General features: G+C 60.2%; 15 protein-coding genes. 13 read left to right on the plus strand and 2 right to left on the minus strand.

What is annotated here, in order from left to right; translation table 11 throughout:
- The first annotated feature begins 259 nt into the window (after positions 1 to 259).
- From ndk to AACX78_RS10110, 10 genes are all read left to right on the plus strand, one after another.
- On the plus strand, positions 260 to 688 hold the full coding sequence (ndk, locus tag AACX78_RS10065; protein ID WP_005310418.1) for a nucleoside-diphosphate kinase: 429 nt from the start codon (positions 260 to 262) through the stop codon (positions 686 to 688).
- A 169-nt stretch (positions 689 to 857) separates the two neighbouring features.
- Positions 858 to 1,961 carry a bifunctional tRNA (adenosine(37)-C2)-methyltransferase TrmG/ribosomal RNA large subunit methyltransferase RlmN gene (locus tag AACX78_RS10070; protein ID WP_087755914.1) on the plus strand — a complete coding sequence of 368 codons (1,104 nt, stop codon included), beginning with the start codon at positions 858 to 860 and terminating at the stop codon, positions 1,959 to 1,961.
- A gap of 12 nt (positions 1,962 to 1,973) precedes the next feature.
- Entirely contained in the window at positions 1,974 to 2,765 is a 792-nt protein-coding gene (gene tapF, locus AACX78_RS10075; protein WP_159166101.1) for a PilW family type IVa pilus biogenesis/stability lipoprotein TapF, read from the plus strand.
- Positions 2,755 to 3,705, plus strand: coding sequence for a cytoskeleton protein RodZ (gene rodZ, locus AACX78_RS10080; protein ID WP_059112284.1), 951 nt, complete (start codon positions 2,755 to 2,757; stop codon positions 3,703 to 3,705). Before tapF ends, rodZ begins: the two co-directional genes overlap by 11 nt.
- 10 nt (positions 3,706 to 3,715) lie before the next feature.
- On the plus strand, positions 3,716 to 4,831 hold the full coding sequence (gene ispG, locus AACX78_RS10085; RefSeq protein ID WP_058394700.1) for a flavodoxin-dependent (E)-4-hydroxy-3-methylbut-2-enyl-diphosphate synthase: 1,116 nt from the start codon (positions 3,716 to 3,718) through the stop codon (positions 4,829 to 4,831).
- A gap of 138 nt (positions 4,832 to 4,969) precedes the next feature.
- Positions 4,970 to 6,247, plus strand: coding sequence for a histidine--tRNA ligase (hisS, locus tag AACX78_RS10090; RefSeq protein WP_087755911.1), 1,278 nt, complete (start codon positions 4,970 to 4,972; stop codon positions 6,245 to 6,247).
- Between the two features lie 3 nt (positions 6,248 to 6,250).
- Entirely contained in the window at positions 6,251 to 6,901 is a 651-nt protein-coding gene (locus tag AACX78_RS10095) for a YfgM family protein (RefSeq protein WP_005310432.1), read from the plus strand.
- Positions 6,894 to 8,078 (plus strand): outer membrane protein assembly factor BamB, encoded by a 1,185-nt coding sequence (gene bamB / locus AACX78_RS10100; RefSeq protein ID WP_159166102.1) that lies wholly within the window; start codon positions 6,894 to 6,896, stop codon positions 8,076 to 8,078. The genes AACX78_RS10095 and bamB overlap by 8 nt, the downstream gene beginning before the upstream one ends.
- Before the next feature lie 74 nt (positions 8,079 to 8,152).
- On the plus strand, positions 8,153 to 9,652 hold the full coding sequence (gene der, locus AACX78_RS10105; protein WP_017411381.1) for a ribosome biogenesis GTPase Der: 1,500 nt from the start codon (positions 8,153 to 8,155) through the stop codon (positions 9,650 to 9,652).
- 104 nt (positions 9,653 to 9,756) lie between these two features.
- Positions 9,757 to 9,990, plus strand: a complete 234-nt coding sequence (locus tag AACX78_RS10110) for a zinc ribbon domain-containing protein (RefSeq protein ID WP_159166103.1) — start codon at positions 9,757 to 9,759, stop codon at positions 9,988 to 9,990.
- 353 nt (positions 9,991 to 10,343) lie between these two features.
- Here AACX78_RS10110 and mltF read toward each other — a convergent pair whose 3' ends face one another.
- Positions 10,344 to 11,834 (minus strand): membrane-bound lytic murein transglycosylase MltF, encoded by a 1,491-nt coding sequence (gene mltF, locus AACX78_RS10115; protein WP_034524249.1) that lies wholly within the window; start codon positions 11,832 to 11,834, stop codon positions 10,344 to 10,346.
- 150 nt (positions 11,835 to 11,984) lie between these two features.
- Here mltF and purL point away from each other — a divergent pair, with 150 nt between their 5' ends.
- Positions 11,985 to 15,902, plus strand: a complete 3,918-nt coding sequence (gene purL / locus AACX78_RS10120; protein WP_159166104.1) for a phosphoribosylformylglycinamidine synthase — start codon at positions 11,985 to 11,987, stop codon at positions 15,900 to 15,902.
- 260 nt (positions 15,903 to 16,162) lie between these two features.
- Here purL and AACX78_RS10125 read toward each other — a convergent pair whose 3' ends face one another.
- The gene (locus AACX78_RS10125) at positions 16,163 to 16,765 is read right to left on the minus strand and encodes a DUF924 family protein (protein WP_159166105.1); all 603 of its coding nucleotides are present in this window, start codon (positions 16,763 to 16,765) and stop codon (positions 16,163 to 16,165) included.
- 211 nt (positions 16,766 to 16,976) lie between these two features.
- Between AACX78_RS10125 and AACX78_RS10130 the strand changes: the two genes are divergently transcribed.
- Together AACX78_RS10130 and AACX78_RS10135 are read left to right on the plus strand one after the other, a co-directional pair.
- On the plus strand, positions 16,977 to 17,894 hold the full coding sequence (locus AACX78_RS10130; protein WP_005310445.1) for a DUF808 domain-containing protein: 918 nt from the start codon (positions 16,977 to 16,979) through the stop codon (positions 17,892 to 17,894).
- Between the two features lie 180 nt (positions 17,895 to 18,074).
- Positions 18,075 to 19,853: a M3 family oligoendopeptidase gene (locus tag AACX78_RS10135; protein ID WP_159166106.1), complete on the plus strand. Its 1,779-nt coding sequence runs from the start codon at positions 18,075 to 18,077 to the stop codon at positions 19,851 to 19,853.
- Positions 19,854 to 19,930 lie beyond the last annotated feature (77 nt).

Consider the following 19,930-nt stretch of genomic DNA (forward strand, 5'->3'; position numbering starts at 1 on the left):
GGCACCTGAGGGTGCCCTTTTCAGCAGTGCTGCATTAGTGAGCAATAGGCAGGGTTTCAGGGGCTTAACACGGCTATCGTGCACAAGCGCACATTTTTTCCTGCCGCACTGGGCCAAGATGAGTGGTGATGTTGTTTTAAGGACTTGTTTGTTTAATAAAAAGTTGCTTTTTTGTGTGTTATTTCGGTTTTTGTTTACGTATAATCGCCGCCGAACATGGATTCTAACAATAAAACTCTGTAGTTAAGGAAAGATCTCAATGGCCATCGAACGTACCTTTTCTATCGTCAAGCCGGATGCAGTCAGCAAAAACTTGATCGGTGCCATCTATAACCGCTTCGAGAGCGCGGGTCTGAAAGTCATCGCCGCCAAGATGCTGCACATGAGCAGCGAGCAAGCCGCTGGTTTCTATGCCGAACACCAGGGCAAGCCTTTCTATGACGGATTGGTCAGCTTCATGACGTCTGGTCCTGTCATGGTACAGGTGCTGGAAGGAGAAGATGCCATCCGCCGTCATCGTGAAATCATGGGGGCGACCAACCCGAAAGAAGCCCTGGCCGGCACCCTGCGTGCCTGCTACGCCGAGAGCATCGACCGCAACGCCGTGCACGGTTCCGACGCGCCGGCCTCTGCCGCCCGTGAAATTGCCTACTTCTTCTCCGACGACGAGATCTGCCCGCGCGGCTGAGTCTGGCGTTTGAAGATGATCAAGGGAGCCTCGGCTCCCTTTTGTTTTTTGGCCTTTTGGTCAATATCCCCTTATTCTCCGGGTAGAAAGCCAGACCCATTATTTGTACAATGCCGCCCCCTGACATCGTCAGCCAATAATTTATGTAGTTTGTGGACTGAGGCCTTTGATGAGCGAAATAAAAACCAACCTGCTGGATCTTGATCGGGATGCCATGCGTGCCTTCTTCGTCGAACTGGGCGAGAAGCCATTCCGGGCAGATCAGATCATGAAGTGGATTTATCACTTCGGTTGTGATGATTTCGATCAGATGAACAACGTCAACAAGGTACTGCGCGAGCGCCTGAAGACGATCGCCGAGATCCGGGCGCCGGAAGTGAGCCGTGAACAGCGCTCCTCTGACGGCACCATCAAGTGGGCGCTGCAGGTGGGCGGTCAGGAAGTGGAAACCGTCTACATACCGGAAGAGGACAGGGCGACCCTGTGCGTCTCCTCCCAGGTGGGTTGTGCGCTGGCGTGCAAATTTTGCTCTACCGCTCAACAGGGTTTTAACCGCAACTTGAAAGTGTCCGAGATCATCGGCCAAGTGTGGCGCGCCGCCAAAATCGTCGGTGGCAAGCGCCCCATCACCAACGTTGTAATGATGGGCATGGGTGAGCCGCTGCTCAACCTCGCCAATGTGATACCGGCCATGCGCCTGATGATGGATGACTTCGGTTACGGCATCTCCAAGCGTCGTGTCACCATCTCCACCTCAGGTGTGGTGCCTGCGCTGGACATTCTCGGTGATCAAATTGACGTGGCCCTGGCCATCTCCCTGCATGCGCCGAACGACAAGCTGCGCTCCGAGATCATGCCGATCAACGACAAGTACAACATCGAGGACTTTCTCGCCGGTGTGCGCCGTTATCTGGCCAAGTCCAATGCCAACGGCGGTCGCGTGACCGTGGAGTATGTGCTGCTCGATCACATCAATGATGACATGCAGCATGCCCACGAGCTGGCCAAGGTGCTCAAAGACACCCCGAGCAAGATCAACCTGATCCCGTTCAACCCCTTCCCGGGCAATCCCTATGGCAAGCCGAGCAACAGCCGCATCGACCGTTTCTCCAAGGTGTTGATGGAATATGGCTTCACCGTCATCGTCCGCAAGACCCGTGGTGACGACATCGATGCCGCCTGTGGTCAGCTGGTGGGGGAGGTCATCGATCGCACCAAGCGCACCATGAAAAATCGGATGCAACAGGATGGGATTTCCGTCAAAATGGTTTAACTTGCTAAGCCATTGTATAGTCAGGGAATGGATACACGTACATTGATCGTAGTAGCAGCGCTCAGCGCGCTGCCCGGCTGTGTTACCGAGACCACTTACGCTGGCCAGAACTCTACCCAGCGTGAAGTGGGTCCCGACCTCAAGGCGGCTGCTCAGACCCGTCTGGATTTAGGTATTCAATATCTTCGGCAGGGTAATGCCGAACAGGCCAAGTTCAATCTTGATCGTGCCCTTCAATACGACCCCGACAACCCCAAGGTCCAGATCGGCTTCGCCTACTTCTACCAGCAGGTAGAGGACTACAAGGCGGCCGAAGAGAGCTACAAGAAAGCCCTCGCCATGGATCCGTCCAATGCTGACGCAATGAACAACTATGGTGCCTTCCTGTGCAACCGTGGCCGCTTCGACGAGGCGGAGAAGGCATTCCTGCAGGCCGTGAGTCAACCCGACTATATCCGGCTTGCCGATACCTATGAAAATGCGGCACTTTGCGCCGCTCAAAATCGCAGAAATGATAAAGCAAGCGAGTACTATCGCTTGGCCTTGGGGTATAATCCCCGCAATCCAAGGTTATTGCTGGACATGGCTGAGCTTTCCATGAAAGATGGCAAGCTGCCTGATGTGCAGGCCTATCTCGTCCGTTTTGCCGATGTGTCAGACGAGAATGAAAGCAGTCTCTGGTTGAGATTGCGGCTGGCTCAGGCCATGGACAAACCGGCACTCCTTCACCAATTCGGGACTGAGCTGGTAAGGCAATATCCCACTTCGCAACAAGCCAAGCGTTACTTAGCCAATGACTACTGAACAGCCACACGATATTCAAGACGACTCTCAGGCAGCAGGCCCAGGCCAGCTGCTGCGCAACGCCCGTGAACAGCTTGGCTGGACACGAGAACAGGTTGCGTCCCGCATTCACCTTCGTCTGACCCTGATTGCTGCGATCGAATCAGATACGTATGACAAACAGACTTCCCATACTTTCATTCGGGGTTATCTGCGCACCTACGCCAAGCTGGTCGGCATCCCGGATGAAACCATTCTGGCTGCCTACGACAAGCTGGGGTTGACGCCACCTGACAACATCGACATGCAGAGCTTCTCCCGCCGTTCCCGCCAGCAAGCCAACGACAGCCGGCTCAAGGTGGTGACCTGGCTGGTGATCCTGGTGCTGATCGCGCTCTCCGTCGCCTGGTGGTGGCAGAGTACGGCGCGTCGCTCCGCCGGTGACGAGGCTCTGGCGGCAACAGAAATGAGCAGTACGACTGACATGGGTGTGACTGGCAATATGCCGGGCGCCACCCTGGCCCCTGCGATGGAGATGGCGGATCCTGCCGTCATGCCGGCGGTTTCTGATGCGGCGGCAACTGCCGTTGAGCAGACCGTGAGCAGTGCTGCTGCAACCGCTGCGCCAGCGACCCCAAGCAGTGCAGCTGCAACGGATGTGTCCGCTGAGGTGGCAACATCGGCTGGGGAAGGCGAGACAGGGAGTGATGCAGCCACTGCCTCCCAACTCAAGATGAACTTCACCGCAGACTGCTGGCTTGACGTCAAGGATGCCAATGGCAAGACGCTGTTCAGCGGTCTGAAAAAAGCAAATGATCAACTGGTATTGGAAGGATCCGAGCCGCTCAAGCTCATCATTGGCGCGCCCATGGCGGTCAATATCGAGTATCAGGGCAAGTCCATCGACATGAGCCGTTACAACAACGGCCGGACTGCTCGCCTCTCACTGCCGCAGGAGTAATCTGTCCGCCATGTCCGCTCACGAATCTCCCATTATTCGTCGTAAATCCAAGCAGATCATGGTCGGTAACGTGCCGGTTGGGGGCGATGCCCCCATCACTGTGCAGACCATGACCAACACCAAGACCACGGATGTGGCCGCCACCGTCGAGCAGATCCGGCGGATCGAGCGGGTCGGCGCTGACATAGTCCGGGTCTCGGTGCCCACCATGGAAGCGGCTGAAGCCTTCAGGCTCATCAAGCAGCAGACCCGCATTCCCATCGTCGCCGATATCCACTTTGACTACCGCATCGCCCTGAAAGTGGCCGAGTACGGCGCCGACTGCCTGCGCATCAACCCGGGCAACATCGGCAACGAAGAGCGGGTGCGTGCCGTGGTTGATTGCGCGCGCCACTACAATATTCCGATCCGCATCGGGGTCAATGGCGGTTCTCTGGAGAAAGACATCCAGGAGAAGTACGGCGAGCCGACCCCGGAGGCCTTGCTCGAGTCAGCCATGCGCCATGTGGACTATCTGGATCGCCTCAACTTCGATAACTTCAAGGTGAGCGTCAAGGCGTCTGACGTCTTCCTGGCCATCGGTGCCTATCGCCTGCTGGCCAAGCAGATCGAGCAGCCGCTGCACCTTGGCATCACGGAAGCGGGCGGTTTTCGCGCCGGCGCGGTGAAATCCGCCGTCGGGCTCGGCATGCTGCTGGCCGATGGCATCGGCGATACCATCCGCATCTCCTTGGCGGCTGACCCGGTGGAAGAGATCAAGGTGGGTTTTGATATCCTCAAATCCCTGCGCATCCGTTCCCGCGGTATCAACTTCATCGCCTGTCCCTCCTGCTCCCGTCAGGAGTTCGATGTGATCGCCACCGTCAATGCCCTGGAAGAGCGGCTGGAAGACATCATCACACCGATGGATGTTTCCATCATCGGCTGTGTGGTGAACGGCCCGGGTGAGGCTCTGGTCTCTGACCTTGGGCTGGCGGGGGCGGCCAACAAGAGCGCCTTCTACGAGGGCGGCCAGCGGGTCGACCGGCTCGACAACAAGGATCTCATCCCGATCCTGGAGCGCCGTATTCGCGCCCGGGCGGCCATGCTGGATCCAGCCAACCAGATCCAGGTGGATAAAGGTTGAGCCAATGTGGGGCCACCTAGGGTGGCCCCGTCTTTAGGTTGCTGATTTTAAATCCCGCTTTGGAACACCCTGATTTTACCTCGGGGTCGAAAATCCCTATAATGCGGCCAAATTTCACGTCTTTTCTCGAGTATCAACGTGGCAAAACAGATCCAAGCTATTCGCGGTATGAACGATTGCCTGCCGGAGCAGAGCCCGGTATGGCAGAAAGTAGAACAGATACTGCGCCAGGTGGTTGCCAGCTATGGCTACAGCGAAGTACGCATGCCGATCGTCGAGCAGACTCATCTGTTCAAGCGTGCCATCGGTGAAGTGACCGATGTGGTCGAAAAAGAGATGTATACCTTCGAGGACCGCAACGGCGACAGCCTGAGCCTGCGTCCGGAAGGGACAGCCAGCTGCGTGCGTGCCGGCATCGAGCACGGCCTGCTCTACAACCAGGAACGCCGGATGTGGTACATGGGTCCCATGTTCCGTCATGAGCGTCCCCAGAAGGGCCGTTACCGCCAGTTCCATCAGTTCGGTGTCGAGCTGTTTGGCATCAAGGGGCCAGATATTGACGCCGAGCTCATCATGCTGACCCACCGTCTGTGGCGTCTGTTCGGCATCAGCGATCATGTTACCCTGCAGCTCAACACGCTCGGTCAGAGCAGTGAGCGCGCCGCTTACCGCGATGCGCTGGTAGCCTATCTGGAGCAGTACAAGGATCAGCTGGACGAAGAGAGCCAGCGCCGCATGTACAGCAACCCGCTGCGGGTGCTCGACTCCAAGGATGAGAAGGTACAGGCCATTCTGGTGAAGGCTCCGCGCCTGTTCGACCATCTGGGGGAAGAGAGTCTGGCCCATTTCGAGGGGCTCAAACGCCTGCTCGAGTCTGCCGGCATCAAATATGAAGTGAACGAGCGCTTGGTTCGGGGTCTTGACTACTACAACCTGACCGTGTTCGAGTGGGTCACCACCAGCCTGGGTGCCCAGGGGACTGTCTGTGCCGGTGGCCGTTACGACGGTCTGGTGGAGCAGCTCGGTGGTCAGGCGACTCCGGGCGTGGGCTTTGCCATGGGCATGGAACGTCTGGTGCTGATGCTCGAAACGCTGGAACTCAATGCCGATATCCGTCCTGCGGTGGATGTGTATCTGGCCATGGTGGGTGAGGGCACCGAGCAGGCAGGCTTCCAGCTGGCAGAGCGTCTGCGCGATGCCCTGCCGGATTTGCGCCTGATGAGCCACTGCGGTGGCGGCAATTTCAAGAAACAACTCAAGCGTGCCGACAAGAGCGGCGCGGCCATTGCCCTGATCCTTGGCGAGACCGAGGTGCAAAACGGGGAGATCACCATCAAATATCTGCGTGGCCAGGCTGAGCAACAGACCGTCACGGTCGACGCCGCCATTGCCCTGCTGGCAGCCAAAGGAGACTAAGCAGTGGAAGTTTATACCACCGAAGAACAACAGGTTGAGGTCATCAAGAGCTGGTGGAAAGAGAACGGAACCTCGGTGCTCGCAGGAACTGTTATCGGTCTGGTCGGACTCTTTGGCTGGCGCTATTACAACGACTATCAGCTCACCAATCAGGAAGCTGCCTCCCAGGCTTACAACGAGATCTCGGCCCAGCTGGCCAAGGGTGATGCTGCCACCTTCGAACAGGTGCAAGCCTTCATCACTGATCACAAGGGTGAGGCTTATGCCGAGCTGGCTGCCCTGCAACTGGCTGCGGCTGCCGTCAAGGCGAACAAGCTGGATCTGGCTGCCGAACAGCTGACTCAGGTCGCGAGCAATGGCGATGAGAGCATTCGTCCCATCGCTGCTTTGCGTTTGGCCCGTGTGCTGAACGATCAGGGCAAGGCTGACGAGGCCCTGACCCAGCTTGGCAAGATCAACAACGATGCCTTCAAAGCCCAGGTGGCGGAAGTGCGTGGCGACATACTCTACAAGCAGGGCAAGGCCGAAGAGGCCCGCGATGCTTATCAGGCAGCGGCTGATGCCGGTGGTCTGCAGGGCAGCGCCGAGCTCAAGCTGAAGATGGACGATCTGGCGCTGCCAGCCGTGACCACGGGTGGTGCTCCGGATGCGTAACTTGTTCAAAATGGTGGCCTTGGGGGCGGCAGTCTCCTTCGCCCTGCAGGGGTGTTCCCTGTTCAGCTCGGAAGAAGATCTCAACCCCATGGCGCCTTTGCCCGTGGTTGAATCTGCCTTCACCGCTGATACCGTCTGGTCCTCGTCTGTCGGCGATGGCATCGGTGACTTCTACTCCCAGCTCAAGCCGGTGGTGGAAGAGGATCGCATCTATGCCGCAGCGCGCGATGGCGACGTAACGGCCTTTGATCGTGCGAGCGGAAAAGAGTTGTGGAGCGTGGATCTGGCCGATTTGCCGGTCAACGCCGAGAAGCGCAGTGCCCGTCTCTCCGGCGGCCTGGTTGCCCGTTATGGCAAGCTGTTCCTCGGATCCGAGAACGGGGTGGTTTACGCCCTGAACGAAGAGAACGGGGAAGTGCTGTGGCAGACCACTGTGCCGGGTGAAGTCGTGGCCAGCCCCGCCGTCGAAGACGGTCGTGTGGTGGTGCTGACGACATCCGGTCGTCTGGTGGCCCTCGATACCGATGAAGGCAAGTTGCAGTGGACCCTGGCTGAAGAGCAGCCGCCGCTGACCCTGCGCAGCGCCGGGGCTCCCGTCATTACCAACGGCGCCGTGCTCTATGGCCGCGCCGATGGCAAAGTGGGTATAGCCCTGCTGAGCAACGGTCAGCCGGTGCGCCAGTCCAAGGTGGCGGATCCGCGCGGTGCGACCGAGCTGGATCGCATGGTGGATGTGGATGCAACGCCGCTGATTGCCGGTGATGAGCTCTATGCCATCGCCTATAATGGCCAGCTGATGGCACGCAAGCTGATGACCGGTGACGAGGTGTGGAAGCGCAAGTATTCCGGCTACCGCGACATGGCGGTGACCGGCAATGCCATAGTGCTGACCGACAGCCGCAGCCATCTGTTTGCGGTAGACCGTCGCAATGGTCTTGAGCTGTGGTCCAACACCCAGCTGGAAAATCGCACCGTCACGGCCCCTGTCATCCTGGGTGACTATGTGGTGGTCGGCGATGTGGAAGGTTACCTGTATTGGCTGGATCGTACCGACGGTACCATCAAGGCCATGCAGCAGCTCGACAGCAGTGGTCTCTATGCCGCCCCTCTGGTTGACGGTGACACCCTGTATGTGCAGAGCCGTGGCGGCAAGTTGTACGCTATCCCGCGTCCCTGATCGTCCGTCAATGTGAATATCCGGCTCCTGGTCTTCGGACCCGGAGCCTTTGTCGTCTTGAGAATGAGGCTTTTATGACTCCTGTAGTAGCCCTGGTGGGCCGCCCCAACGTGGGGAAATCCACCCTGTTTAACCGCTTGACCCGTACCCGGGATGCCCTGGTGGCCGACTTCCCTGGTTTGACCCGGGACCGTAAATACGGTCAGGCGAAGTTGGGCGAGCTGGAATTTATCGTGGTTGATACCGGTGGTATCGATGGCACCGAAGAGGGGATCGAGCTGAAGATGGCCGAGCAATCCCTGCTGGCCATCGAAGAAGCCGATGTGGTGCTGTTTATGGTGGATGCGCGCGCAGGATTGACGGCAGCCGATCAGGCTATCGCAGCGCATCTGCGCAAGACCCACAAGAAGGTGTTTCTGGTGGCCAACAAGACCGACGGCATCGACGGTGACTCCGCCGTGTCCGAGTTCTACAGCCTGGCGCTGGGCGATGTCTACCAGATCGCGGCCGCTCACGGTCGTGGCGTACTGAGCCTGTTGGAACTGGCCCTGGCTCCCCACCTGGAAACCCTGGTCGACGCCGCTGCCGAAGAAGATGCGCAGGATGAAGAAGAGGAGGACTTCGACGAAGAAGCCCTGCTGCGCATGGTAGCCGCCGGTGATCTTGATACCAGGGAAGATACCAAGGAGACCCCGTTCGCTGACTTGCCCATCAAGTTCGCCATCGTCGGTCGCCCCAACGTCGGCAAATCGACCCTGACCAACCGCATGCTGGGTGAAGACCGCGTCATCGTCTATGACATGCCGGGCACCACCCGCGACTCCGTCTATGTTCCGATGGAGCGTGACGAGCAGAAGTACGTCATCATCGACACCGCCGGTGTGCGTCGTCGTGGCAAGGTGCACGAGACGGTGGAGAAGTTCTCCGTCATCAAGACCCTCAAAGCCATTGAAGATGCCAACGTCTGCCTGCTGGTGATCGATGCCCAGGAGACCATCACGGATCAGGACTTGAGCATCCTCGGCTTCGTGCTCCACTCAGGCCGCTCAGTGGTGCTGGTGGTGAACAAGTGGGACGGTCTGGATCAGAAGGTGAAAGAGGACGTCAAGAACGAGCTGGACAGACGCCTGGGCTTCATCGATTTCGCCCGTGTTCACTTCATCTCAGCCCTGCACGGCAGCGGTGTCGGCCACTTGTTCGAATCCATTCAGGAGGCGTACCAGTCCGCCACCCGCCGTACCAGCACCGCCATGCTGACCCGCATCATGCAGATGGCGCAGGAAGATCACCAGCCGCCCATGGTGAACGGTCGCCGCGTCAAGCTCAAATATGCCCACGCCGGTGGTTACAACCCGCCCCGTATCGTGATCCACGGCAACCAGTTGAATGACCTGCCGGATTCGTACAAGCGGTATCTCATCAACTACTTCCGCAAGTCGCTCAAGATCATGGGCTCCCCGATCCGGGTCGAGTTCCAGGAGTCTGCCAACCCGTTCGAGGGTCGGAAGAACACCATGACCCTGAGCCAGGAGCGTCAACGCAAGCGCCTGCTCAAGGCCAAAACCAAGAAATAAGGCCCAGCGGCTGCCCTCACCGGCAGCCGTTTTTTCTTGGGAAGAGGCGAGAGGGATCTGCTGTGGGTCGGCCCACAGCAGATCCACTTTGAGAGGAGTTGAGTATGAATTCCCTGATTTGCCCGGCCTGCAACACAGCGCTGGACAGCTGTAGCCGCGAGGTGAGTTGTAGCCAGTGTCAGGCCCGTTATCGAGTCCGGGCTTTGTGTCCTGGCTGCCAGCAGGAGCTGGAGCGGCTCAAGGCGTGCGGCGCTGTGGATTACTTCTGCAATCACTGCAACTGCCTGGTATCGAAGCGGTCGGTGATCTTTGAGGCGACCCCGGCCGCGCAACCATAAGAGAATAAAAAAACCCGGCAAATGCCGGGTTTATGCTGTGTGTTCTGCTATCAGCAAGGTATAGGAGCGGTTTCTGCGCCAAATCTTGCGTTTGATGTCATTGAGCTTGAGTTTGCGTCTGGGGCTCCAGGCGCTCTTGGCTTTTCTGACCAGAGTGGTTCTTCTGCGAGCTCGCATCTTGGTCTCCTCCCATTGGGTGGCCATTTGGTACTACGAATGGAGCCTATCCGAAAATGCTGTCTACCAGTAGTTAACTTGATGAAATAAAGCGATAAAAACAATTTCGGACAGGCTCCGGTCTGTCTGGATGGTAACAGAGAACTCACCCGGAAAACAAATTTGTCAACAAGGGCTCAACGCAGTGTGATCTGCTTGACCACTTCGGCGATGACGGTGGGGCGCTCTGTGCTTTGTGGCTCGCTGCTGTCGTCCTCATCCAGCTCTTCACGTCTGTGTGCTTTTTGCTGTTCGTTGTCGAGCCAGAGCAGGCTCTGGTAGTACTGGCGCACGTTGTTGACGTAGTTGCGCGCCTCACCGCCACGGGCATAGCCGTAGCGGACCTTGCGGTGCCAGCGTGCCTGCTGCAGCAGAGGCAGCACCTCTTTCACATCGCTCCAGGCATCGGGATTCTTGCCCAGCTCCTTGGTCAGACGACGGGCGTCCATCATGTGGCCATAGCCGATGTTGTAGGCGGTGAGGGCAAACCACACCTTCTCATCGGCGGGCACGGAGGCGGGTACCTTCTCCATCATATGCTGCAGATAGCGGGCGCCACCCTCGATGCTCTCCGCCGGATGAGTTCTGTCTTTGACCCCCATCGCCTTGGCGGTGGGCTCGGTCAGCATCATCATGCCGCGCACCCCTGTGTAGGAGCGGGCCTGCGGGTCCCAGTGGGACTCCTGATAGCTGATGGCCGCCAGCAGACGCCAGTCCACCATGCGGGCATGAGTCTTGAACAGATCCTGATACTTGGGCAGCAGGCTCTTGGCCCGCTGCAAAAAGGTGCGGGTGTCGACGAAGTCGAAGTTCTGCACATGGCCGAAGTACTTCTCGTCAAGCTTGGCGATGGCGCCATCCATGAAGCGCTGGCCGAAGAAGTCGATGATGCTGGCGTAGAGGCTGTCGTCGGGCAGCTTGGTCATGGCCCAGGCCACCGTCTGGTTCTTGGAGAGCGTCAGCCCCTCGGTGAGCTCGGGGTAGTAGCGCTGGGTGCGGGCCAGCACTGTGTCCTGCACTACCGTATAGTCAATCTTGCCGTCGGCCACCTGCTTGAGCAGCTCTTCCACGTCAGCGTCCCGGTTGGTACTCCATTTCAGCCCGGGGTACTCCTTGGCCAACTCCCTGAGCAGATCCTCACCGGTGGAGCCTGCCGGTACCACTATGGAACCTTTCAGATCACCAATGTCCTTTGGCTTGGGCGAGCCATAGCGATACACCAGCTTGGGGGAGACCTGATAAAAACCGGGGCCGAAGCGAAACAGGGCACGCCGCTCCGGGGTAACGACGATGGCGGCGGCGGCGAGATCCAGCTTGCCTTTCTCAAGCAGCTCGACCAGTTCGGCGATGGAGTAGACGGGGACTATGGTGAGCTTGACCCCCAACCAGTCGGCATAGCTCTTCGCCAGCTCGTAATCGAACCCCTGGGCGAGGTCGTCACGCTGGTAATAAGAGGTGGAGCCATAGATGGTGCCAACCCGGATCTCGCCCCGTTGGCGGATCTGTTCCAGCTGGCTGGAGGGGGTGTAGAAGTCGCAGCCGACCAGGGTCAGCAGCAACATCAGCCCGATAAACAGTCGAAAAATGCAGCGCAAGTAGGTGAGTACCCTTGTTGAAAAAATCGGCATTTGTCAGAAAAGAGGGACCTTTATACCAGAGAGTGTGCACCGAGTCACACTCGGTAAATCAAGAAAAACGTTTGTCCGGCGTGAGCCAGATCCCTATAATACGCGCGTCTCAAATCCCCCCACACTTTAAAACTTGGTGAGAAAGGTCATATGGAAATCTTGCGAGGTGCGCCTGCACTGTCTGAGTTTCGTATCCAAAAACTGTTGCAACGCTTTGCACAGATGGCAAAGGCGAGTGGAGTAGAGAGCGGAGTAGAGATAGAGAGCGTTTACGCGGAATACGTGCATTTTGCCGAGTTGTCGGCCCCCCTGTCGCCGCCCGAGCGAGCGACCTTGGGCCAGCTCCTGTGCTATGGCCCGACCATTCCTGAACACACCCCCAGCGGTCAGCTGTTTCTCGTTACCCCCCGTCCCGGCACTATCTCCCCCTGGTCTTCCAAAGCAAGCGACATCGCCCATAACTGCGGCCTGACCCAGGTCAAGCGGCTGGAGCGCGGCATTGCCTATTACGTGCAGACCAAGGGTGAATTGAGCGCAGCCCAGCGCAATGAGGTCGCAGCCCTGCTGCACGATCGCATGATGGAAGTGGTGTTCGGCGACATGGAAGAGGCGAGCGCCCTGTTTGCCCACCAGGCGCCGCGTCCCTTCACCCAGGTGGATGTACTGGGTGGTGGTCGCCAGGCGCTGGCCGAGGCCAACGTGGCGCTGGGTCTGGCCTTGGCCGATGACGAAATTGACTACCTGGTGGAGAATTTCACCAAGCTGGGTCGCAACCCCAACGACATCGAGCTCTATATGTTCGCCCAGGCGAACTCGGAGCACTGTCGTCACAAGATTTTCAACGCCGACTGGACCATAGACGGCGAGCAGCAGCCCAAGTCGCTGTTCAAGATGATCAAGAACACCTTCGAGCAGACGCCGGATCATGTCCTGTCTGCCTATAAAGACAACGCCGCCGTGATGGAAGGGAGCCAGGGGGGCCGCTTCTTCCCGAGCCCTGCCAGTGGTGAGTACCAGTATCATCAGGAGCAGGTCGACATACTGATGAAGGTGGAAACTCACAACCACCCGACCGCCATTTCCCCCTTCCCGGGGGCGGCTACCGGCTCCGGCGGCGAGATCCGCGACGAGGGTGCAACCGGTCGTGGTGCCAAGCCCAAGGCGGGTCTGGTGGGCTTTACCGTCTCCAACCTGCGCATTCCCGGTTTCGAACAGCCCTGGGAGCAGGATTTCGGCAAGCCGAGCCGCATCGTCAGTGCCTTTGACATCATGCAGGAGGGGCCGCTCGGCGGCGCCGCCTTCAACAATGAATTCGGTCGCCCGGCTATTCTCGGTTACTTCCGTACCTTCGAAGAGGAGGTGCCGAGCCACAACGGCGTCGAGGTGCGTGGCTACCACAAGCCCATCATGCTGGCAGGCGGCATCGGCAACATCCGCACCGATCATGTCCAGAAAGGGGAGATCCCGGTCGGGGCGGCCCTGATAGTGCTGGGTGGTCCGGCCATGAACATCGGTCTGGGTGGCGGCGCAGCCTCCTCCATGGCTTCCGGTCAGTCAGCCGAAGATCTCGACTTTGCCTCGGTGCAGCGCGACAACCCCGAGATGGAGCGTCGTTGTCAGGAAGTAATCGACCGCTGCTGGCAGCTGGGCGATGCCAACCCCATCGTCTTCATCCACGACGTGGGGGCGGGTGGTCTCTCCAACGCCATGCCGGAGCTGGTCAATGACGGTGAGCGCGGTGGCCGTTTCGATTTGCGCGCCATCCAGAGCGACGAGCCGGGCATGAGCCCGCTGGAGATCTGGTGCAACGAATCCCAGGAGCGTTACGTGCTGGCGGTGGCGCAGGACAAGCTGCCCCTGTTCAAGGCACTGTGCGAGCGTGAGCGTGCGTCTTATGCCGTGATCGGTACCGCCACCGAAGAGAAGCATCTCACCCTCTCTGACAGCCACTTTGACAACCAGCCTATCGATTTGCCGCTGGACGTGCTGCTCGGCAAGGCGCCCAAGATGCACCGCGATGTCACTACCCTGCCAGCTCAGGGCAAGCCGCTGCAACTGGACGGCATCACGCTGAACGATGCGGCCGAGCGGGTACTGCGTCTGCCCACAGTGGCGGAGAAGTCCTTCCTCATCACCATAGGCGATCGCAGCGTGACCGGTCTGGTCAACCGCGATCAGATGGTCGGCCCCTGGCAGATCCCGGTAGCCGATTGTGCCGTTACTGCGGCGACCTACGACAGCTACCACGGCGAAGCCATGTCCATGGGCGAGCGCACCCCGGTGGCGCTGCTCTCCCACGCCGCATCCGCCCGCATGGCGGTAGCGGAAGCCCTGACCAACCTGGCGCCGACTCACATTGGATCGCTCAAGCGGGTCAAGCTCTCCGCCAACTGGATGGCCGCTGCCGGTCATCCGGGGGAAGATGCCGGTCTCTATGAGGCGGTGAAAGCGGTGGGTGAAGAGCTCTGCCCGGCCCTTGGCATCACCATACCGGTGGGCAAGGACTCCATGTCCATGAAGACCCGCTGGCAGCAGGATGGCAAGGAGCAAAGCGTCACCTCGCCGCTCTCCCTGCTCATCACCGCCTTTGCCCGGGTGGAAGATGTTCGCAATACTGTGACGCCGCAGCTGCGTACCGATCTGGGTGAGACCGACCTTATCCTGATTGACCTTGGCAACGGCAAGCAGCGCCTCGGCGCCTCGGCCCTGGCTCAGGTCTACCGTCAGCTGGGTGACAAGGCGCCGGATCTCGACAATCCGGTGCAACTGAAAGGCTTCTTCAACGCCATTCAGGCGCTGGTGGCCGATCGCAAGCTGATCGCCTACCACGACCGCTCCGACGGCGGCCTGTTTGTCACCCTGACCGAGATGGCCTTCGCCGGTCACTGCGGCCTCGACATCCAGCTGGACCGCATCGGTGGCGAGCTGTTGCCTGCGCTGTTCAACGAGGAGCTGGGCGCCGTCATTCAGGTACGTCGTGACGACAAGGAAGCCGTGATGACACTGCTGGCCGGTCACGGCCTGGCAGCCTGCTCCCATGTGCTGGGCACAGTGCGCGAGGGGGACCTCATCACACTGCAGCGCGCGGGTACAGAAGTGTATCGTGCCAGCCGCACCGCCCTGCGCACCCTCTGGGGTGAGACCAGCTGGCAGATGCAGCGTCTGCGCGACAACCCCGAGTGCGCGGATCAGGAACATGCTGCTCGTCAGGATGCCACCGACCCGGGTCTGCAGGCCAAGCTGACCTACAACCCATCCGAGGATGTGGCCGCACCCTATATCGCCAAGGGGGTCTCCCCCCGTCTGGCGGTGCTGCGCGAGCAGGGGGTCAACTCCCATGTGGAGATGGCGGCTGCGTTTGATCGTGCCGGCTTTGCCGCTGTCGACGTCCATATGAGCGACATTCTCTCTGGCCGGATCAAGCTGGAAGAGTTCCAGACCCTGGTGGCTTGTGGCGGCTTCTCCTACGGCGACGTACTGGGGGCGGGTGAGGGCTGGGCCAAGTCCATCCTGTTCAACGACAATGCCCGTGAGCAGTTCCAGCGCTTCTTCGAGCGTGGCGATACCCTCTCGCTGGGCGTGTGCAACGGCTGCCAGATGATGTCCAATCTGCGCACCCTGATCCCGGGGGCCGATCTGTGGCCGCGCTTTGTGCGCAACCGCTCCGAGCGCTTCGAGGCGCGCTTCAGCCTGGTGGAGGTGCAGGACTCTCCATCCGCCTTCTTCGCTGGCATGGCGGGCTCAGTGATGCCCATTGCCGTCTCCCACGGGGAAGGGCGGGTGGAGGTGCGCGATGCCGCTCACTTGAGCGCGTTGCAAGCCAGTGGTCTGGTGGGTCTGCGTTTTGTCGACAACCGTGGTCAGGTGACCGAGCAATACCCGGCCAACCCGAACGGTTCGCCGGATGGCATTACCGCCGTGACCACCACGGATGGCCGGGCCACCATCATGATGCCGCACCCGGAGAGGGTGTTCCGCACCGTGGCCAACTCCTGGCACCCGGACAACTGGGGCGAGGATGGCGCCTGGATGAGGATGTTCCGCAACGCCCGTGTACGACTGGGTTAAACCCCGTCACCCACGCTGCAGCGCATCAAAAACCGGCCACTTGGCCGGTTTTTTTATTGGCAGAGGCGTGGTGCAGGCATGCCCAGTGTGGGCATCCCTGCTATCAGTGGAGGAGACGAGCGTTGGTTCGATGCAGATAAAAAATCCGGAACCAACCGGGCTGGTTTCGGATTTTGTGCATCGGGCGCAGGGAGCAATGGATCTTGGCGCATGGCATCCCGGCTTGGTGAGCCATTTCTCTATGACGTGGTTTTCATGGACTAAAAACCCGAGCCGGGTTGCTGCAAAAAATCGGCCTCTTGTGGCGTATCTGCGCGACCCAGTATGGCATTGCGATGGGGGAAGCGGCCGAAGCGTTCGATGATCACCTGATGGCGGCGGGCAAAGTCGGCAAACCCTTCGAAGGTAGCTTGGGCCGGGGTTGCGGACTGTTCGGCCGCCAGTGCCTCGAACAGGGTTACGCTCCTGGCTTGCTGCTCGCGAGACTCGGCGTGCTCCAGCGGCAGGTAGAAAAAGACCCGTGCCAGCGGGGAGAGCGCCCTGTCTGCTCCAATAGACAATCCTTTCAGGCAGAGGTCGCGAGCATGGGGATCCCGGGCAAAGGCGCCGGGTGTGCCGCGATGTACATTGCGCGGCAGCTGGTCCAGCAGCAGGATCAGTGCCAACCGACCGACGGGTACCTCGGCCCATTGGGCCAGGCTGCCAGCGGCCGCTGCCTCGGCCAGTTCGCCAAAGCGGCTGGCTATCAGCGCATCGGTTTCGCGGCTTTTTCCCCACCAGAGTGAGGCTTGCCGCGCGGCACGGGTTGCATCGTCGGCATCATCGCCAAACCAGAAATCGAGCAGAGGCTGCCAGGGTTGCATGGGAACTCCTTGGATCAGAGGGTCTGGGAGGAAAACAAGGCCAATTGACCCTGATGTGGTAGCTGCCGAAATGGCGGCTTCTCGTTACACTGTGCCATCTTTTACCCGAAATGAGGAACCCCCTCTGGTCGGCATTCGCCTGTGGCGCCTGCCCGGCGAGATGGCCTGCGTGCCCGAGGGGATTTTTCCACTGATATGAGGAATGCCTGATATGGCCGGAACCAGTTTGTTGGCCCTGCTCGATGATATTGCCAGCGTGCTCGATGACGTGGCGCTGATGACCAAGGTTGCGGCCAAGAAGACGGCCGGCGTGCTGGGGGACGACCTTGCCCTCAATGCCGAGCAGGTTTCCGGTGTGCGGGCAGAGCGGGAGCTGCCTGTGGTGTGGGCGGTGGCCAAGGGATCGTTTCGCAACAAGCTGATCCTGGTGCCTGCCGCCATCGCCATCAGTGCCCTGGTGCCCTGGCTCATTACCCCCTTGCTGATGCTGGGGGGCGCCTATCTCTGCTTTGAGGGGGCGGAGAAGCTGGCCCACAAGTTGTTGCCACACGATGCAGCAGAAGGTGAGCCGAGCAGCCAGGTTGTTCCCGACGATCTGGTGGCCTTTGAACAGCAGAAGGTGAAGGGGGCCATTCGCACCGACTTTATCCTCTCCGCCGAGATCATCGTGATCGCGCTCGGCACTGTGCAAGGCAGCAGCCTGGGTTTGCAGATCTCCGTGGTGGCAGGCATAGCGCTTTTGATGACGGTGGGGGTCTATGGTCTGGTGGGACTTATCGTCAAACTCGACGACATAGGTCTGCACCTGCTGCAAAAGTCCGACGGCAGCGCCTTGCGCCGCGCAGTCGGGCAGGGGCTGCTGGTGACGGCGCCCCGTTTGATGCATCTGCTGGCGCTGGTGGGGACCATCGCCATGTTCATGGTAGGGGGCGGCATACTGGTGCACGGTTGGCCCTTCGCCCATCACCTGATAGAAGGGGCGGCCGGGGCACTTGCCACCTTGCCAACAGTGGGTACAGTGCTGGCCGCCATCACGCCAACCCTGCTCAACGCCGTGGCCGGTGTGGTGGCAGGCCTGCTGCTGGTGCTGGCGATGACACTGGTGAGCAAACTCAAACCCGCCAGATAACGGCGGTTTGTCCACTCTCGGTGCCCGGCCGACAGAGGCCGTCGCACAGATGATTGTTTGTCCTGTTTGTTGACTCGGATGGGGGCTAGGCAAGTGCCGGCCCCCTTCGTACTATCCGAACTGGCACCCGCCCATAGAGGCAGGGTCACATGACATGGATGCAAACAAACAAGGACCATTATGAACCCACCCGAATGGCTGGATGATCACATCTATGCCGCCCCCGACTGCCCGGCGGTCGACGCCGATTTTCATCAGGCCCGCCATACGCTGACGACCTTGAGTCAATTGCTGGACGAGCTTCCTCAAACCACTGACGTCAATGGCTTGCGCCACCTGCTGCGGGCCATCAGAGCCTGCTGGACCGACGTGAACCGGTTGGTGTGGAACAGCCAGACCTATGCCTACAACCGGCTCAGTCGCAATGGTTGCGACGAAGCGGCCAAGGTGCTGCTCTCCCGTGGTCAGCAGTTGCAGGCTACCCTGGCCCAGCTCAGCAAGCCGGTGACCCTGTTCTGGGCAAGCGCCCCCGAGGGGCAGGTTCGAGCCTTGCTGCAGGATGCCGAGCTGTTCGAGCTTGCCTACCTCATCCGTCATGATCGCCGCCTGCAGGATCAACGGCTGTCGCTCGAGAGCGAGCAGCTGATCGAGGGGCTCTCGGTGGATGGACTGCAAGGCTGGGGGGATCTCTACGACAGTCTGGTGGGCCGACTCAGGCCCGTGGTGGACGGAGAGCCCATGGGACTGGCCCAGGCGGATAACTTGCTGGCTCACCCGGATCGGGCGCGCCGTGCCAGCGCCTGGCACGGCATCCAGGCCGCCTGGCAGGCAGAGCAGGAGACGGTAGCCGCCATCCTCAACGCCATCAACGGCTGGCGCAACGAACTCACCGCCCAGCGTGGTAAGACGCGTCGGCTCGATGCGCTGGATGTCTCCTGCCATCAGAGCCATATCGAGCGCGCCACCCTGGATAACCTGATGGCCGAGGCTGACGCCCACAAAGCGCTGGGACGGCGAGCCCTGCGCGCCATGGCCAGCGCCCGGCAGATCACCGATTTTGCCCCCTGGGATCTCTATGCCCCTGCGCCCGCCGCGCCCTCGGCCCTGCTCAGCTTCGAGCAGGCACTGACCCTGGTGGCCGATGCCTTCGCCGGGTTTGACCCTGAAATGGGGGCCTTTGCCCGCATGATGGCCGAGAAGGGCTGGATTGATGCAGCCCCCAGCGCAAACCGGCGCAGCGGTGCCTACAGTACCGAATATGCCCATCCTCCCGAGCCTCGGGTGTTTCTCACTTTCGAGGGCACCATGGACAACCTCATCACCCTGGCCCACGAGCTCGGGCACGCCTGGCACAGCTGGCTGTTGCGGGACTTGCCGCTGGAGCAGCGCGACTACCCCAAGACGCTGGCCGAGACCGCCTCCCTGTTTGCCGAGGCCTTGGTGCGTGATGCCCTGTTGGCCGCCACCGACAACATGGAGCAGCGCAGGGCCATCGCCTGGCTGGACGGGGAGCGCGCCGCCAGCCTGCTGCTCGACGTTCCGGCCCGCTTCACCTTCGAGCGGGCCCTGGTGGCGGCGCGGGAGCAAGGCTATGTGGGGGCAAGCCAGCTGCGGCAGATGATGAAATCCGCGCAGCAGCAGTGCTATGGTGACACCCTCAGCCAGTACGACGAGCTGTTCTGGGCCAGCAAGGGCCACTTCTCCATCACCGAGCTCGGGTTTTACAACTATCCCTACCTGTTCGGCTATCTGTTCAGCCTGGGGCTCTATGCCCAGAAGGAGCGGGCCGGGGGCGATTTTGTCCACGCCTATCGCGCGCTGCTCACCGACACGGGCCGCATGAGCGCCGAGGATCTGGTGGAGAAACACCTGGGGGTCGACATTCGCGAACCCGCCTTCTGGCAGGAGAGCCTGCGCTATGTGGAGGAGGCGGTCGACCGCCTCGAGCGACTGGTGTGACGGGCTGGCCCGTCTATCGCATTGGCTGATCAGACCGGCTGTTCGGGGGTGCCCCGGCGGCCCCTGTTTCTTTCGTG

The organism is Aeromonas sp. 9A, from assembly GCF_963900955.1.
Classification (GTDB): Bacteria; Pseudomonadota; Gammaproteobacteria; order Enterobacterales; family Aeromonadaceae; genus Aeromonas; species Aeromonas salmonicida.

Bases quoted from the DNA above. Each gene is read 5' to 3' on its own strand.
- purL (WP_159166104.1), top strand. From the start codon at position 11,985: ATGGAAATCTTGCGAGGTGCGCCTGCACTGTCTGAGTTTCGTATCCAA.
- AACX78_RS10070 (WP_087755914.1), top strand. From the start codon at position 858: ATGAGCGAAATAAAAACCAACCTGCTGGATCTTGATCGGGATGCCATG.
- AACX78_RS10135 (WP_159166106.1), top strand. From the start codon at position 18,075: ATGAACCCACCCGAATGGCTGGATGATCACATCTATGCCGCCCCCGAC.
- bamB (WP_159166102.1), top strand. From the start codon at position 6,894: ATGCGTAACTTGTTCAAAATGGTGGCCTTGGGGGCGGCAGTCTCCTTC.
- ispG (WP_058394700.1), top strand. From the start codon at position 3,716: ATGTCCGCTCACGAATCTCCCATTATTCGTCGTAAATCCAAGCAGATC.
- mltF (WP_034524249.1), bottom strand. From the start codon at position 11,834: ATGCCGATTTTTTCAACAAGGGTACTCACCTACTTGCGCTGCATTTTT.
- AACX78_RS10130 (WP_005310445.1), top strand. From the start codon at position 16,977: ATGGCCGGAACCAGTTTGTTGGCCCTGCTCGATGATATTGCCAGCGTG.
- der (WP_017411381.1), top strand. From the start codon at position 8,153: ATGACTCCTGTAGTAGCCCTGGTGGGCCGCCCCAACGTGGGGAAATCC.
- AACX78_RS10110 (WP_159166103.1), top strand. From the start codon at position 9,757: ATGAATTCCCTGATTTGCCCGGCCTGCAACACAGCGCTGGACAGCTGT.
- AACX78_RS10125 (WP_159166105.1), bottom strand. From the start codon at position 16,765: ATGCAACCCTGGCAGCCTCTGCTCGATTTCTGGTTTGGCGATGATGCC.
- rodZ (WP_059112284.1), top strand. From the start codon at position 2,755: ATGACTACTGAACAGCCACACGATATTCAAGACGACTCTCAGGCAGCA.
- ndk (WP_005310418.1), top strand. From the start codon at position 260: ATGGCCATCGAACGTACCTTTTCTATCGTCAAGCCGGATGCAGTCAGC.